Origin of the sequence: Photobacterium kasasachensis (genome assembly GCF_050336885.1) — a bacterium.
GTDB classification, from domain to species: Bacteria; Pseudomonadota; Gammaproteobacteria; order Enterobacterales; family Vibrionaceae; genus Photobacterium; species Photobacterium kasasachensis.
In genome coordinates this window covers 34,598-50,976 of sequence record NZ_JAKJSH010000014.1, presented here as the reverse complement: position 1 = coordinate 50,976, position 16,379 = coordinate 34,598, and the positions used below count along the sequence as shown (strand labels likewise).

Here is a 16,379-nt window from a genome sequence, read left to right as displayed (position 1 = left end):
TTGCGAGGCTATATTGAGCGAAGCGTCAGTATTTAAATCGCCGACGGAACTCTCTTGGCGTCAATGAACTCCATTTTTTGAATCGGGTACTGAAGTTGGCCGGGTTTGGATAGCCGCTTAACTCGCAAATATGCTGGATTGGCCATTCAGTCGAACTCAGCAGACGGGCCGCATACTCCATCCGCAATCGAGTGAGGTGGGACATTGGTCCATGGCCATAGTATTGCTGACATAAACGATGAAAGTGAGCCTCGGAGCACGGATGCAAGGCTGCCAATTCTGAGACCTGCCAGTTCCGGTGAAACTGTTCCTGAGCCCGGGAAAACACCTTATCCAGTCGTTGAAGAGGTGTCGGGTTAGATGTTGGCAGTCGGTGAGAGACAAGCAGTCTGATTTGCTCGACAAGGTTTTCCCCCAGTTCGTGACCTACGGGGTAGGGCAATGACATAGACTGGTGAAGGCAGTCGATTGTCTGCCTGAGTAAATCCGCACAGCGGGTATCACTGTAGGTGACACCGTGGGGTAAGATATCCTCCCATAGACCTTCTGACGCAAGCATTACCCAGGCAACATCCCAGCTCTCGTTATCATTGTCTTCATGTTCGATACCAAATCCATTTTCATGGCCCGGGGGCACATACATCACGCTATTGGGGACCAGCTGCCACTTACGTGAAGGCGTATCTAGCCAGCCTTTTCCGCTACAGGTAAAAAGCAGCATGTGCATGTTCGGGTTGCGGCGGTAAATGGTGAAACTGTCGCGGGCATAATTGATACCACATTGAACAATTTGGTGTTTTTCAAGGGCTACGAGCTGCGCTTGGTCAATTATCGTCGAGCGGCATTGATCAGATATTTCAAAGTACTCGGGCCACCCCATAATGGTTTACTCACTCCAAATTGAAATATGATAGTTTTGCAAAAGTTTTTAAGAGACTAGCATAAGTTGTTTTTTGCCTTTAGGAGTAAGATCTCAATCACATAATCAAAATAACAAAAGGAGGCAAATATGCATAATTGGCGAACTTCAGCAGATAAAGATTTTTGGCAGAAAACCTGGCGTTTGGCGATCCCGGTTTCAATGCAGTCCATGCTATTTGCAATCCTCGGTTTAGTGGATGTCATGATGGTTTCCAAGCTGGGCGAGGCGCAAGTTGCCGCGGTTGGTGTCGGTAACCGAATTTTCTTTTTTAATTTGTTACTGATCATTGGCGTGAGTGGTGCGGTTGGCGTGTTGGCTGCGCAGTTTTTTGGCGCCGGTAGAATGGATGGTGTGAGACGTACTCTTCTGCAATCATGGATCTGCGCTATAGTTTTCACGATTCCATTTGCGCTGCTTTATCGTTTAGCACCGGGGCAAATAGTGGGTTTGGTGACCGATGATCCCGCGTTTGTTGAACATGCAACCAGCTATTTGTTTGTGTGTGGCTGGAGCATTATCTTTACCGCGATTGTAGTCCCCCTGGAGTCGGCATTGCGGGCTGTCGGTGAGGCAAAAATGCCGACCGTTGTTGGCCTGGTTGCTGTCATAATCAATGCGGCTCTGAATGCCTTGCTTATCTTTGGTTTGTACGGTTTTCCGGAAATGGGAGTGGCGGGTGCTGCGTTGGGAACGACAATTTCACGCGGTATACAAACAGTGATTCTGCTCTTGGTTGCTCATTGGAAGTATGATGCTATTTTGCCAAAGGTTTCTGATGTTGATACTGCAGCGGCACCGAAAGCGCGCAAAAAGTATATGTCAGTGGCGCTTCCTATGATCATTCATGATGGCGGCTGGGCGATGGGCTTACTGGTATATAACTATATTATCGGTCAGCTTGGTGTCTCGGAACTGGCAATCATCAGTTTGCTATCACCTATTGAAGGTGTACTGATTTCGGGCTTTATCGGCTTTGCCGTGGCAGCTTCCACTATTCTTGGTCACGAGCTGGGTGCGGAAAACTATCAGCGAGCCTGGCACCAGTCGTGGCTATTTATAGGTTTGAGCGCGTCACTGGCCTTATTGCTTGGAATGACAGTCTTGCTCTTTCATGATGGTGTCGGGAATTTGCTGGCGAAAGCAGACATGCCGAACCTGGAGATGGCTATTAATGTGACCTTGGTGATGGCCCTGGGGTTATTTCTCAAGGTGTATAACATGGTTGGAATTGCAGGTGTACTCCGCAGTGGCGGAGATATTCGCTATAGCATATTCATCGACTTGTTTGCTCAGTGGGCGGTAGGTATTCCAATTGCCGTGTTCACGGGGATTGTGCTCGGGTGGCCGTTACACTGGGTAATGCTGGCAATACTCAGTGAAGAACTGGTAAAAGTGCTATTGACGACACACCGAATCAGAGGCCGCCATTGGTTAATTAATCTAGTGAATGATGAGCCAAAGCAAGACGATGAGCAATGTATCGTCTCTGCGTAATCAATACCTAGCCAATAGATTAAAATCACAGAAAAGGGAACCATCTGGGTGGTTCCCTTTTCTTTATGAAACGCTTCTAGAATAGAATGACGCCAGAGTGCAGCAGATGGCGTGTCTGGCTAGAAGCGGGCATTGATAAGCGGGAATACCGGAATGTCCTTGCTGATAAATGTGCCTGACTTGTCGTAGTTAATCAGACCAATCTGAATGCCTTTCTCGATGCGGTTGGTGGCATTAATAAAGCCAAACTGCAGGCCATTGAGACGCCCGGTATAGTTAAAGCCGCCAACCTGTAAGCCAGTAAACTGACCCGCATTGTAGTTAATAAAACTGATATCAGCCCCCTTGGCATTACCGTCGTTCCAGTTGGCCAGGCCGAGCTTGACGCCGTTTGAGCTGCCTGTCACACGGCTAATGCCGAAAAAAAGCCCGACACTCAGACCTGAAAAGTGTTGGGTTTCAGAGAGACCGAGGAGAGGTATATCAAGGCCGGTAACCTGGGAGGTTTTACCGTGAAGAATAGTAAAACGAACCCCTTTTACATTGCCTGGCGGAAAGTTGGCATCTGGAACCGAAAGTTGAAAGGCTTGTTGTGCAAACACTGGGGCAGACATGCCGAGCGAAAGCAATAGGGCGGATAGTTTTTTCATTTAAGGAAGGCTCACTGTATTAATTGTTGGTTTTAGTTTGTAAATTGTATGCAATGCATACAAATCCAACCATTTTTCAGGCCAGGTTTTGTTTCACAATGAATGACCTTGTGACGCAGAGCCGTGTTACATGAAAACTAATTTGGGTTGTATCAGTGAGTTTATCCCGCCGTAACCAGGCGATTTGTGGTAGAATCCCGCCAATTTTATTTAATACCAAGCTGAAATATCAGGAATTCCTTTGACTCAGTCGAATACCTCTCAGTCAGACGTTTTGAATAGTGAGAAAACGTTAAAAGCCGCGATTAAAGATTGCATGATGCGCGATCGCTTCCGTTTGCACAAACGTGTGCAAGGTGCGGCTAGAATCAAAAACGAAAAAGCCAAGCATGCTGTTTTCGATGAAATCGCTATGGACATAGCCAAATCTATGCAGGTTGTTGAGATGCGCTCTACCCAGCGCCCAACCATCACGTATCCAGAACAGCTACCGGTTAGCCAGAAAAAAGATGATATTGCCGAGGCAATCAAGAACAATCAGGTTGTGATTGTTGCGGGTGAAACCGGTTCAGGTAAAACCACCCAGCTGCCAAAGATCTGCATGGAGCTTGGATTAGGCACCAAGGGGATGATCGGCCATACCCAGCCTCGTCGTCTTGCTGCCCGTTCCGTCGCCAGCCGTATTGCCGAAGAGCTTAAGTGTGAACTCGGATCGTATGTTGGTTATAAAGTCAGATTTAACGATAAAGTGTCTGACCGCAGTCAGGTTAAGTTAATGACTGACGGTATTTTGCTGGCAGAAATTCAAAACGACCGTTACCTGAACCAGTACGATACCATCATTATTGATGAGGCCCACGAACGAAGCCTGAATATCGATTTTATTCTTGGCTATCTGCGTGAGCTATTGCCAAAACGCCCTGATCTGAAGGTGATTATTACTTCGGCAACCATTGATCCGGAGCGTTTTTCCAAGCATTTCAATAATGCTCCGATTGTCGAAGTGTCGGGTCGAACCTATCCGGTAGAAGTTCGCTATCGTCCTGTTTCTGAAGACGGTGATGACAGTGATCGTGATCAGTTGCAGGCGATTTTTGATGCCGTGGACGAGCTGTGCGATGAAGGGCTGGGTGATATCTTGATCTTCATGAATGGCGAGCGCGAGATCCGCGATACGACTGATGCCCTGCTAAAACGTAACTTGCGTGATACTGAAGTGCTGCCGCTCTATGCACGTCTGTCCGCCGGAGAGCAAAACCGGATTTTCCAGTCGCACAGCGGTCGTCGCATCGTACTCTCTACTAACGTCGCTGAAACGTCACTGACGGTACCGGGGATCAAGTACGTTATCGATCCGGGTACTGCCCGTATCAGTCGTTATAGTTATCGAACCAAGGTGCAGCGTCTGCCGATCGAGGCGATCTCACAGGCAAGCGCCAACCAGCGAAAAGGACGATGTGGCCGTGTGCAGGAAGGTATCTGTATCCGCCTGTATTCGGAGGATGATTTCCTTTCCCGCCCTGAGTTTACCGATCCCGAAATTCTCCGAACCAATCTGGCATCCGTTATTCTGCAGATGACGGCTATCGGCCTGGGCGATATTCAGGCGTTCCCGTTTGTTGAAGCGCCGGATAACCGTAATATTCAAGATGGTATTCGCCTGCTGGAAGAGCTGGGAGCGATTAACCCAAAGGCCAAGGATCCACGCAAACGATTGTCTTCAGTTGGGCGCCAACTGGCACGCTTGCCACTTGACCCTCGTTTGGCACGTATGGTGCTTGAAGCGCCGAAACAGGGTGCCCTTCGAGAGGTTATGATTATTGCCTGTGCGTTGTCGATTCAGGACCCGCGTGAGCGTCCGATGGAAAAGCAACAGGCATCCGATGAGAAGCACCGTCGTTTTTACGATAAAGAATCTGACTTTCTCACCTTTGTTAACCTGTGGGACTATGTTCAGGAACAGCAAAAGGCACTGTCCGGTAATCAGTTCCGCAGGCAGTGCAAGAAGGACTACCTGAATTATCTGCGTATTCGAGAGTGGCAAGATATTTATTATCAGGTTACTCAGGTCGTGAGGGAGCTGGATCTTCGTATCAACGATCAGGAAGCGAGCTATGCGGGTGTCCACATGGCGCTGCTATCTGGCATGCTTTCCCATATTGGCCTGAAAGATCAGGAAAAGAATGAGTATCAAGGTGCTCGTAATGCGCGCTTTAATATTTTCCCTGGCTCCGGCATCTTCAAGAAACAGCCGAAATGGGTAATGGTTGCTGAGCTGGTAGAGACCTCGAGATTGTGGGGGCGTATTGCCGCCAAAATTCAGCCCGAGTGGGTTGAACCATTGGCTGGCCATCTCATTAAACGTAGCTACAGCGAGCCTCATTGGGAGAAAAAGCAGGCAGCAGTTTCTGCCTTTGAGAAAGTGACACTGTATGGCATTCCGGTTGTCGCCAAGCGCAAAGTGAATTATGGCGGAATTGATGCACAGCTTTCACGGGATATCTTCATTCGCTCGGCACTTGTCGAGGGGGACTGGGAAACCAAGCATAAGTTCTATCACCAGAACCGTAAGTTATTGCGGGAAGTGGAAGAGCTCGAACATAAATCGCGTCGTCGGGATATTTTGATCGACGATGATGCCTTGTTTGAATTTTATGATCAGCGTATCGAGTTGACTGTCGTTTCCGGTCGTCATTTCGATACCTGGTGGAAGAAAGTAAGTCGCGAGAACAAGGATCTTCTGAACTTCGAGCGAGAGATGCTGTTCAAGGGAGATGCTAGTCATATTACCGACTTGGACTACCCAAATTTCTGGCATCAGGACAACCTTAAGCTGAAGCTAAGCTATCAGTTTGAGCCGGGTGAAGATAGTGACGGTGTCACGGTTCATGTGCCGCTTCCTATTCTTAATCAGGTTGAGCCGGATGGCTTTGACTGGCAGATCCCGGGCTTACGCCAAGAGCTGGTGGTTGCCCTTATCAAGTCATTGCCAAAGCCTGTCCGTCGTAACTTTGTACCGGCACCTAACTATGCGGAAGCTTTCCTGGCTCGGGCCGAGGCGATGGCAATGCCGTTGCTCGATTCACTGGAAAAAGAGCTTAAGCGTATTTCCGGCGTGACTGTCTTGCGTGAAGAGTGGAACTTTGAACAGGTGCCCGATCACCTCAAAATCACTTACCGGGTGGTTGATCACCGTAACCGTAAGCTTAAAGAAAGCAAAGATCTGTATAGCCTGAAAGATGGCCTGAAGGAAAAGGTACAGGAAACCTTGTCTCAGGTTGCCGATGATGACATCGAGCAGGAAGGGCTGAAAACCTGGAGCTTTGGTAAGTTACCTGAGCGTTATCAGCAAAAGCGTGGGGGCTTTGAAGTAAAAGCCTACCCGGCAATTGTGGATAACAAGGACTCTGTTGGTATCAAGCTATTTGAAACCGAGGAAGAGCAGCAGACAGCGATGCAGCAAGGTCAGCGTCGTTTGGTGCTGTTGAATGTTCCGTCGCCGATTAAATACCTGCATGCTAACCTACCGAATAAATCCAAGTTAGGCTTGTATTTCAACCCGTATGGTCGGGTGCTGGATCTGATTGATGACTGTATCGCCTGTGGCATCGATAAGCTTATTGAAGAGAAAGGTGGTCTGGTATGGGAGCCGGAAGCATTCGAATCGTTGAAGGAACACATCCGCGGCGAACTGGGTGATACTGTGGTAGACATTGCCAAGCAGGTTGAGGCGATTTTGACTACTGCGTTCAACATCAGCAAGCGCCTGAAAGGTCGTGTTGATTTGACAATGGCTTTTGCTCTGTCAGACATTAAGGCACAAATTGATGGTTTGATTTTTAAAGGCTTTGCGACTGAGTGTGGTTGGAAGCGTCTGCCGGATATTTTGCGCTATATGAAAGCCATTGAGCGTCGGATGGAGAAGCTGCCAATTGATCCTAACAAGGATCGGCTACACATCCTTAAGATTGAATCAGTCGTCTCAGATTATAAAGAGCTACTGAATAAAATTCCGAAAGGTCAGCCAGTGCCGCAGAAAGTGAAAGACATTCGCTGGATGATTGAAGAGTTGCGGGTAAGTTATTTTGCTCAGCAGCTTGGCACACCTTACCCAGTCTCAGATAAGCGGGTAAAAAATGCGATTGCAGAATGCTAAACTGCTAATGAGCGCTTGATATAAAAACGGAGCAAAAAGCTCCGTTTTTTATTTACAAAGAATGGTAAATGAAAATAGTTGATACCAATTTAAACTTTATTCCTAATGGATATGTTTAATGTGGATTATTTGCAGTGAGCATAATTCATGCGCCCTTTAAAAATTAACACTTATAAACGTAATTATTTCCATAAGGAATAAACACTAATAGAATTGTCTTATGTGCCATATTTTTTGATAAAGTATTTTGTATGCAATGGTGGCATATGATAGTTTCTGCCCCTTACTAATATTGTGGTTATAGAAATCATTTTCTGTATTTTTAGTTRTTAATATTTTTCTTTTATTAGTCAATATATTGACTGGGATTTCTACATCCCGAATTTGACTGTGATATTGACGAGGATATCTCAAGTCAAACGTAAAGGAGAATGTAGTAAGGGGAATTTATGCAGTTTTCAAGTATTAAACAACAAGTATTGTTGTTTGGAGGGGCGAGTTTGCTTGCCGTCACCATAGCTATGCTAGGTTATAGCTATTATAACGGTGATGCGCTTATGCAAGAACTTGATGAATTAGTTTTGCATGATGCCGAAGCTGGCCTTAAAGAACAATTAAGTCTGTCAGCACAAGTTGAGGCTGGAAAAATCAACCTTGTATTTAACGAGGCAATGGATATTGCTACAACGTATTCTGAAGCGTTCAATGGCACAGACCCAAAGATATCCCGCCAGAGTGTCATTCAGTTACTAGAAAATACCATCACTAATACGCCAAACATCATCGGTATATACAGCGGGTGGGAAGTAAATGGGTTTGATGGGCAGTCTAGCTTGTATAAAGGGACTGAGTTCGCTCAGTCAAATGGTGAATTCAGTCCGTATTTCAACCGTTCCCCCTCGGGAGAAGTTCATGTAGAAGCCACTTACCCATTTTATTCGACAAGCTTGACGAGCACAGGTATTCGCGAGTCGGAATGGTATTTATGCCCGATGGAAACTAAGCGGTCCTGTGTTATCGATCCGGCAAGCTATGAGATTCAGGGCGTATCAACACTAATGAGCTCGTTCGTTTCCCCGGTGGTTCGCGACGGCAAGTTTGTGGGCATGTTCGGCGTTGATTACTCTCTTGATTTCTTGCAGTCGCTGGCCACTAGTGCCAGCCAGAACCTGATATCAGGTCATTCGCGAGTCATTATTCTAAGTCCGTTGGGTATTGTTGGTGCAGATAGTGCCGAGCCGGCCAATATCGGCAAGATGCTGTCAGGCACTTCCCTGAAGACATTAATCGCGGATCGCACCCTAGGTGAAACGGTGACAGCCGGTAGTAACCTTATTGCGGCTGAAAGCTTCAGGACTATCGGTACGGACACAGAATGGGAGGTGATTGTAGTTGCTCCTCAAAATATTGCATTGGCAAGCGCTCAGGCCATTGTCGACACTGTTGTGGCACATTTTTCCAGCAATCTATCCGGACAAATGGCCGTCGGTCTTATCTCGGCGTTACTGGGTTTGGTGATGATGTGGTTCGTGTCTGTTTCGATTGCTTCTCCAATCAGTGTGCTGGTGGCACGTGTTAAGGCGCTGACTCAGTCGGGCGGCGACCTAACTCAGCAAATCGATATCGACCGCAAAGATGAAACAGGGCAGCTGGCAAACCATCTGAATACCTTTATTTCGGATGTACGAGGAATCGTGACAGATGTTGCTGGATCTGTGGGTTCCCTTAAACAGAGTGTGGCAGCAACTGCCGAGGCAGCAACCCAGAGTCAAACACAGATTATGTCGCAGAGTCAGGAGATAGAACAGGTTGTTGCAGCGACCAATGAGATGTCTTCGACTGCCCATAGTGTCTCCGATAATGCTCAGGAAACGGCGGAAGCCGTGTCACTTACTCAGCAATCAGTCGCTCAGGGACAAGATGTTGTTGGAGCCAATGCCGAAGGCTTGCACGAACTGGCAAATAATGTTGTCGATGCAACGCAAGTGATTGAAGAATTAGAAGTTCAAACCAATAGTATTGGCAGCATTTTGGAAGTCATTCGTAATATCTCAGAACAGACAAACTTGCTGGCATTGAATGCTGCGATTGAAGCGGCCCGCGCTGGTGAACAAGGCCGTGGGTTTGCTGTTGTCGCTGACGAGGTACGCAATCTGGCGACCAAAACTGCAGACTCGACTGATGAAATCCAGCAGATGATTGATGGCTTGCGAACGAGTAGCAAACAGGCTGTTGATACAATGCAGGTTAACCGGAGGCTAAGTGATAAGTGCATGTCCCATGCCGAAGAGGCGGTGAAAGCCCTGGAAGCGGTGAGTGTTCAGAGCGGAAAGATACAGGATATGGCACATCAGATTGCTAGTGCTGCGGAAGAGCAGGCGGCTGTGACTGAAGAAGTAAATCGCAGCATTGTGGCCATTAATGAAGCGGCGGAAAGTATCGGTAAAGGGGCGCAACTGTCACAGGAAGAGAGTAATCGTGTTGCAAGCTATACCAATGATGTTAGCGATAAAATTAACTTCTTCAGGTATTAATCCTTATGAGTACTAGTATGGGTTCAAATTGACTTGTTTTTGTTGTAACAAACGCCTGAATTGATGATTACATCATCGAATAAAAAGTGATGTTGTTTGTATAATCATGACAGAACTGATTTTTCTGATTTAGGATAATCCTGCTATTTCTTAACATGGTGAATTGTTACTGTATGTGTTAATCAACTTAAACTGCTGCTTTGAGTTGATTAATGCAACAGTACTACACCTTTTACTTATATGGTATCAACAGGAATGATTTTTTATTAATTATTGCTATGAGGGATAGAATATTAGTTGGTCAAGTTTAATAGGGATTATAGTTTGATTGATGCCTGTGTTTTATATATGGTATTGCAATCGGAACTCGGCCGTATCTTATTTGTAAACAAGTCGATTTAATTTGGATGGTTAGCCGTAAGTAACTTTCATAGTAATATTAATACACAGAAGTATAGTTCTTTTGGAGCAATGATTGTTACTTATTAGATAATAGTTAGTTATGTGAATAGGGAAATCTTGATGAAAAATACATTGTTTATTGCCAGTGTGATATTTTTAGCTGGATGCGGTGGAGGTAGCGGGGATGGAGGGAGTCCAAGCCTACCTGATCCAAAGTCAGAGCATAGTAATGACTACGATGCCTCTCTCTTAGAAGCTTATTTTCATGCGAATAATACCAAAAGTGATACTTTGGGCTTAACGTTGAATACAGTTTCGGCAAAGTTGCAATACAAAGATAATACCAGGCGTAATGTTTATCTATCTGGTACGGATGAGATTGAAGTATTAGCAGATGGCGTTAAGTTGCAGTCAAACCAAGTAATTGACAGTACATTGTTTTTCACAGCTCCTGCTAGTGGCGTTGGTATTTATGAGTTTGTATGGCGCCGTGATGGACAAGTGATTGCTCAAGCTTCTTTGGGAGAGATGCCTGTAGAGTTTACATCAACGGTTACTTATGATGGTGATAAAATTAATTACAACTGGCCAGAAGAATCGGACCATAAGTATACTTATATAGCTGCTGGTTTGAGTTGTGATAATAATGCCTTTACAAAGTATTATTCGGAAAATGAAAACTGGCGTGATAATGTAATCAGTGGTGGTTCTATATCATTCGATTTAGCACAGGATTTTGCTGTTACAGATGCCAATCTAAGAAGTACTTATACGACGTGTACTGTAATTACTGATATTATTGCTGAAGACACGAACTTATCTCCACAGCTAAGCGGTAGCAATATTAAAGTTGACGCTCGGTTTAGTGAGTTGTCTTATAAGACTTTGTTCTAAAATGAAAGGGAGATGTATTGCATCTCCTTTTTATACTCTTCCCTTTGTAGTGGTCTAATAAAGCCGGACACCATTTTAGGTGGTAAAGTTACCACTCATTAAGAGATGTTCAATGACCAAAAAACGTCGTTCATTTAGTCCAGAGTTCAAGCGTGATGCAGCAAGTCTAGTGCTTGGCCAAAACTATACAATTCCAGAAGCAAGTCGTGCTGTTGATGTTGGAGATACAGCATTGCGGCGCTGGGTCGAGCAACTAAAAGAGGAGCGGAATGGAGCAACGCCGAGTTCTAAAGCGTTGACGCCAGAGCAGCAGAAAACCCAAGAACTAGAGGCTCGTATTAATCGCCTGGAGCGAGAAAAAACCATTCTAAAAAATGTATGGTCTGCTCCTGAATTGCAAGAGAACCTCGATTCCAGTAGTCGTTTGCGTTAATGTATCCGGCCTATTTGCGAGCAATCTTTGTACTCTGGCCTTGGTGGGATCCGCACATCACCGTCCTAATAAAGCTTTCAGTCACGATGGACTGCTTTTTTAGCCAGGCTTCAGTGATGTGGGATTAACGCTTCTTTCATCAGTTTTCTTCCGCAAAACATTGGTTAGTTATTGCTATAGTGGATACTTTATACCGCGCTCGGGTATGCCTGATATTCACGGCCAGAGGTTAATACCTTCCAGCAGATACGAATGAGTTTGTTTGCCAGCTCAATCAGAACCACATGGTGATGATGTGAGATCTCCAATCTTCCAATCCACTTCCCAAGGGAAGATTGCTCTCGATTCATGTGGATTTTTAATGCCTTTGTTCCTTGGATAACCAGCGTTCGTAAGTAGGTGTTACCGCGCTTACTAATGCTTCCGAGGTTAGACTTTTCTCCGGTCGACTATTGCCTCGGTACCAAACCCAACCAGGCCGACATATCCCTTGCTCGTTTGAACTGGTTTCCGCTGCCAACAGCCGCAATCAAAGCCGTTGATACGATTGGGCCGATGCCGGGTACTGTGCTTATCAATTTGCACTGTTCGGAGGCGAACGCAGCCTGTTTCGATAGTTCAGTTATCTCGTCTATCTGAATGTCAAGGTACTGCCAGCGTTTTCGTAAACGAAAAACCAAGGCACGCATGAAGTCTGGTAACCCATTGTCAGCATCTTCTAGAATACCAGGAAGGGAGCGTTCAAATACCTTCCGTCCAACAGGTACTGTTATCCCATATTCCAATAAAAGTGCGCGCATCTGATTAACAACAGCTGTTCGTTTCGTATTAAATCTCTGTCGGACTCGGTGCGTTGCCTGCAACGCAAGCTGTTCATCAGTTTTTAATGGCACGCAGCGCATAGAGCCACGATTACCAGCTTCGGCAATCGCGGCGGCGTCATTGAAGTCGTTCTTATTGATTTCAAGTAAGGTTTTACAAACTGTGCCGGGATTATCTTCACTTTGAAGTCGGCATCAGCAAACATGTGCCCCCAATACTGAGAGCCAGGGTATGCTTCAAAACACACGGTTGTTGGCGGCGTATTGATGACAAACTTTTTCATTTGGCTTCGGGTTAGCTTTTGTCAGGAGAGAATGTGTCCCTGTTTATCCATCGCAATAATATGAAAACAGTTTTTGTCCAGATATCCCGAACCGCCTGAACAGAGAGTTCGATGTCAGCGTGCCAAATCAAGTGTGGTGTGGTTACATTACATATATCTGGGCTGGAAATCGATGGTGCTATCTCGCCGTCGTTATTGATTTGTTCAGCCGCCGAGTTGTTTGGGCACTATCTGACAAGCCGGACGCAGCATTAGTAACAAAGGCATTTGCGGTGGCTTACGAACAAAGAGACCGTCCTGGTGGTGTATTGTTTCACTCTGACCAAGGGTGCCAGTACGCCAGCCGTAAGTTCCGACAGCACTTGTGGCGCTACCGCATGGAGCAGATGATGAGCCGCCGTGGCAAATGTTGGGATAATGCGCCTATGGAAAGATTGTTCCGAAGCTTGAAGTCAGAATGGGTGCCCACAGCCGGTTATCGCTCTGTGTCCGAAGCAATATCTGATGGGCTATTACAACTGGCAACGACCACACAGTTATAGTGGTGGTATCGCGCCAGTTGAAGTAGAAAATCGACTTAACCTACTGTCCTGAATTAGTTGACCACTACACTAGTCGCAACTACGCTGCTAGGACGTTCGTAAACTCGCGCCTTAAGCGTGGCGTTCGACTTCAAACCTAGAATCGACCTTGGTGGACCAAGTAATGAAAGTGCACTATTTGACAATACCTCTCTTAGCCGGACTCATTGCAGTTGCCGTGCTAGATTCAATTGCGGTGGCCAAAGATTTTCACGTTCCCGCAACTATTTCAAGAGAAGCCCGAGGGGCTTCTGCGGAATTCTCCGGCGATCGGTCGCGCCTCCCCAAGCCTGATGACATCGAAGGTTGGAAGAAAGCGTGGGAGGAAAACGAGGAGGCGCAGCAAAAAGAAAACGAAGCGGTCACCAAAAAGTTTGGCGCCACCGTAGAGAAACTCGAACTTGGCGGTGTGCCCGTCCTCGACATCAGGCCAAAGAACTGGGAGGACAATGGAAAAGTCCTTATCTATACTCATGGTGGCGCCTACACCTTGTTCAGTGCAGCCTCAACGTTGATCAGTTCCGTCCCGGTCGCCGACGCCACTAGATTGCGCGTCATTTCCGTCGATTACACCGTTCCGCCGACAGCGAGGTGGAAGGAGGTAACCGGCCAGGTGGTATCAGTGATTAAGGCGCTCGTTGAGGGGAGGTACGATTTAAAGGACATCGCTATTTACGGGGATTCTGCGGGAGGGGGACTGGCGGCCGGTTCCGTCCTCAAAGCACGTGATGAAGGCGTGGGATTGGTTGCTGCCGTTGTTCTCTGGTCGCCTTGGTCTGACATCACGGAAACAGGCGACACCTATTCTACCCTTCGCGCTGCGGATCCCCTTTTGGTCTACGCGGATAGTCTTGAGAACGCCGCTGCCGCCTATGCTGATCCCGCAGACCAGAAACACCCTTACGTCTCACCCGTTTACGGTGATTATTCGAAAGGCTTTCCGCCCACATTGATCCAGGTCGGAACGAAGGAGATTTTTCTCAGCAATTCGATACGCCATTACCAGGCTCTAGATCAGGCGGGCATAGCCGTGAAACTCGATGCCTACGAGGGAATGTGGCACGTGTTCCAAGCGTTTCACTGGCGGCTTCCAGAATCCGACATCGCTAGGGCAAAGATGAGCAACTTTCTTAAACTGCATTTGGAATAACTGAGGTCGAACAAGGCGGTGCAGGCAATGTCGCTTCGCTCCGTGCCTGACCTTCGGCAGCTGTCACGCTTTTTGCCGGGGGCAAAAAGCGTGACAGCCACCTCCGGCGGGTGATGGCGGCGTTATATTTCTAAGGTAGATCGAGGTATGAAGGATAGAATACTACCAACACCAGAAAAATTTGTTTCATGTCCATACGACGAAAAGATACTTCCATTCTATGAAGGTCAATTCGAAGCGGTGAATGTGATGCTTCACCCATTTCTAAAACCGTTCAATTTGGATATTGAGCGCATCTGGCCTGCGAAGTAGCCTACAAAACATGAGATTATTGACGGTTACAATGCGGTATCTTGGCCGGAGGTTCTGAAGCTAACAAAGTTCTCCAGTTTAGCAGATATTGAGGTAGGGCTAAGAACCAGTATTGGCGGTATAAAAAAGGCACTTTCAAATAGAGAAGCAGCAAACAAACTAAATTCACTATCTGAAGAGCTTAATACCATCCACCCTACAGAGGGTGAGCTGCCGCCGTTGCTAGAAAATCGGCTTTTCAATGCAATTAGAAAGCTTGGCTTTGATTGGTTTTGGGTTGATGATGAGGTTGGGACAGAAAGAAAACTACACTGGATTATCGATCTAATTGAAAAAGATTATATCCCCTCACATGGTTGTGTGTTCACACATGAACATAGCATATTAGTCACCACACATTGGGATAGTCATTGTTCGTTTTTGAGTTCTTCAAGAGATTTAATTGAAAAACTTCTTTCAACCGAATCTTTTGAAGGGTTTTATTGCACTCCGAAAACCGAAGTTTACTGGAGAGCATATGAAACTTAACATGGTTAATTGTTACTGTATGTATTAATTAACTTAAAGTGCTGCTTTGAGTTGATTAATACAACAGTACAACACTTTATATATATATGGTATCAACAGGAATGATTGTTCATTAATTATTGCTGTGAGGGATAGAATGTTAGTTGGCCAAGTTTAATAGGAATTATAGTTTGATTGATGCTTGTGTTTTATAGCTAGCAGTGTAATCATAATTCGCCGTATCTTATTGTAAACAAATCGACTTAATTTGGATGGTTAGCCGTAAGTGATTTTCATGGCAATATTAATACACAGAAGTATAGTTATTTTAGAGCAATGATTGTTACTTATTAGATAATAGTTATTTATGTAAATAGGGGAATCTTGATGAAAAATACGTTGTTTACTGCTGGTGTGATATTTTTAGCTGGATGCGGTGGAGGTAGCGGGGATGGAGGGAGTCCAAGCCTACCTGCTCCAAAATCAGAGCATAGTAATGACTACGACGCCTCTCTCTTAGAAGCTTATTTTCATGCGAATAATACCCAAAGTGATACATTGGGCTTAACGTTGAATACAGTTTAGGCAAAGTTGCAATACAAAGATAATACCAAGCGTAATGTTTATCTATCTGGCACGGATGAAATTGAAGTTTTAGCAGATGGCGTTAAATTGCAGTCAAACCAAGTTATTGACAGCACATTATTTTTCACAGCTCCTGCAAGTAGCGTTGGTATTTATGAGTTTATATGGCGCCGTGATGGACAAGTGATTGCTAAAGCTTCTTTAGGAGACATGCCTGTAGAGTTTACATCACCGGTTACTTATGATGGTGATAAAATTAATTACAGCTGGCCAGAAGAATCAGACCATAAGTATACCTATATAGCTGCTGGTTTGAATTGTGATAATAATGCCTTCACAAAGTATTATTCGGCAAATGAAAACTGGCGCGATAATGTAATCAGTGGTGGTTCTATATCATTCGATTTAGCACAGGATTTTGCTGTTACAGATGCCAATCTAAGAAGTACTTATACGACGTGTACTGTAATTACTGATCTTATTGCTGAAGACACGAACTTATCTCCACAGCTAAGCGGTAGCAATATTAAAGTTGACGCTCGGTTTAGTGAGTTGTCTTATAAGACTTTGTTCTAAAATGAAAGGGAGATGTATTGCATCTCCTTTTTTATTCACATCCTCTTTTCCTTGGGTAATAGCTAGCTATCAACTATC

9 protein-coding genes and 4 pseudogenes are annotated in these 16,379 nt (G+C 45.6%); 10 read left to right on the top strand and 3 right to left on the bottom strand.

Going from position 1 to position 16,379, the window contains the following annotated elements; all coding sequences use genetic code 11:
* Nucleotides 1-25 precede the first annotated feature (25 nt).
* Nucleotides 26-880, bottom strand: a complete 855-nt coding sequence (locus L4D19_RS19340) for a helix-turn-helix transcriptional regulator (RefSeq protein ID WP_428453845.1) — start codon at nt 878-880, stop codon at nt 26-28.
* A 129-nt stretch (nt 881-1,009) separates the two neighbouring features.
* Between L4D19_RS19340 and L4D19_RS19335 the strand changes: the two genes are divergently transcribed.
* Nucleotides 1,010-2,416 carry an MATE family efflux transporter gene (locus L4D19_RS19335; RefSeq protein ID WP_428453844.1) on the top strand — a complete coding sequence of 469 codons (1,407 nt, stop codon included), beginning with the start codon at nt 1,010-1,012 and terminating at the stop codon, nt 2,414-2,416.
* 119 nt (nt 2,417-2,535) lie between these two features.
* On the opposite strand, the gene L4D19_RS19330 is transcribed toward L4D19_RS19335, so the two are convergent.
* The gene (locus tag L4D19_RS19330) at nt 2,536-3,066 is read right to left on the bottom strand and encodes a hypothetical protein (protein ID WP_428453843.1); all 531 of its coding nucleotides are present in this window, start codon (nt 3,064-3,066) and stop codon (nt 2,536-2,538) included.
* Nucleotides 3,067-3,340: 274 nt separating this feature from the next.
* Here L4D19_RS19330 and hrpA point away from each other — a divergent pair, with 274 nt between their 5' ends.
* From hrpA to L4D19_RS19310, 4 genes and pseudogenes are all read left to right on the top strand, one after another.
* Nucleotides 3,341-7,222, top strand: coding sequence for an ATP-dependent RNA helicase HrpA (gene hrpA, locus L4D19_RS19325; RefSeq protein WP_428453968.1), 3,882 nt, complete (start codon nt 3,341-3,343; stop codon nt 7,220-7,222).
* A gap of 449 nt (nt 7,223-7,671) precedes the next feature.
* On the top strand, nt 7,672-9,756 hold the full coding sequence (locus tag L4D19_RS19320; RefSeq protein WP_428453842.1) for a methyl-accepting chemotaxis protein: 2,085 nt from the start codon (nt 7,672-7,674) through the stop codon (nt 9,754-9,756).
* A gap of 522 nt (nt 9,757-10,278) precedes the next feature.
* Nucleotides 10,279-11,052, top strand: a complete 774-nt coding sequence (locus tag L4D19_RS19315; RefSeq protein ID WP_428453841.1) for a hypothetical protein — start codon at nt 10,279-10,281, stop codon at nt 11,050-11,052.
* A 112-nt stretch (nt 11,053-11,164) separates the two neighbouring features.
* Nucleotides 11,165-11,425: pseudogene (locus L4D19_RS19310) on the top strand (transposase); the annotation flags it as partial.
* 248 nt (nt 11,426-11,673) lie between these two features.
* Here the strand turns inward: L4D19_RS19310 and L4D19_RS19305 are convergent.
* Nucleotides 11,674-12,387, bottom strand: a pseudogene (locus L4D19_RS19305) (IS110 family RNA-guided transposase).
* A 283-nt stretch (nt 12,388-12,670) separates the two neighbouring features.
* On the opposite strand from L4D19_RS19305, the pseudogene L4D19_RS19300 reads away from it, so the two are divergent.
* The 5 genes and pseudogenes from L4D19_RS19300 to L4D19_RS19280 form a co-directional block, all read left to right on the top strand.
* Nucleotides 12,671-13,184, top strand: a pseudogene (locus L4D19_RS19300) (IS3 family transposase); the annotation flags it as partial.
* A 111-nt stretch (nt 13,185-13,295) separates the two neighbouring features.
* Nucleotides 13,296-14,321, top strand: coding sequence for an alpha/beta hydrolase (locus L4D19_RS19295; protein WP_428453840.1), 1,026 nt, complete (start codon nt 13,296-13,298; stop codon nt 14,319-14,321).
* Nucleotides 14,322-14,645: 324 nt separating this feature from the next.
* Nucleotides 14,646-15,161: pseudogene (locus L4D19_RS19290) on the top strand (DUF2711 family protein); the annotation flags it as partial.
* Between the two features lie 366 nt (nt 15,162-15,527).
* Nucleotides 15,528-15,725: a hypothetical protein gene (locus L4D19_RS19285; protein WP_428453839.1), complete on the top strand. Its 198-nt coding sequence runs from the start codon at nt 15,528-15,530 to the stop codon at nt 15,723-15,725.
* Nucleotides 15,726-15,731: 6 nt separating this feature from the next.
* Entirely contained in the window at nt 15,732-16,301 is a 570-nt protein-coding gene (locus L4D19_RS19280) for a hypothetical protein (RefSeq protein WP_428453838.1), read from the top strand.
* Nucleotides 16,302-16,379: the final 78 nt, after the last annotated feature.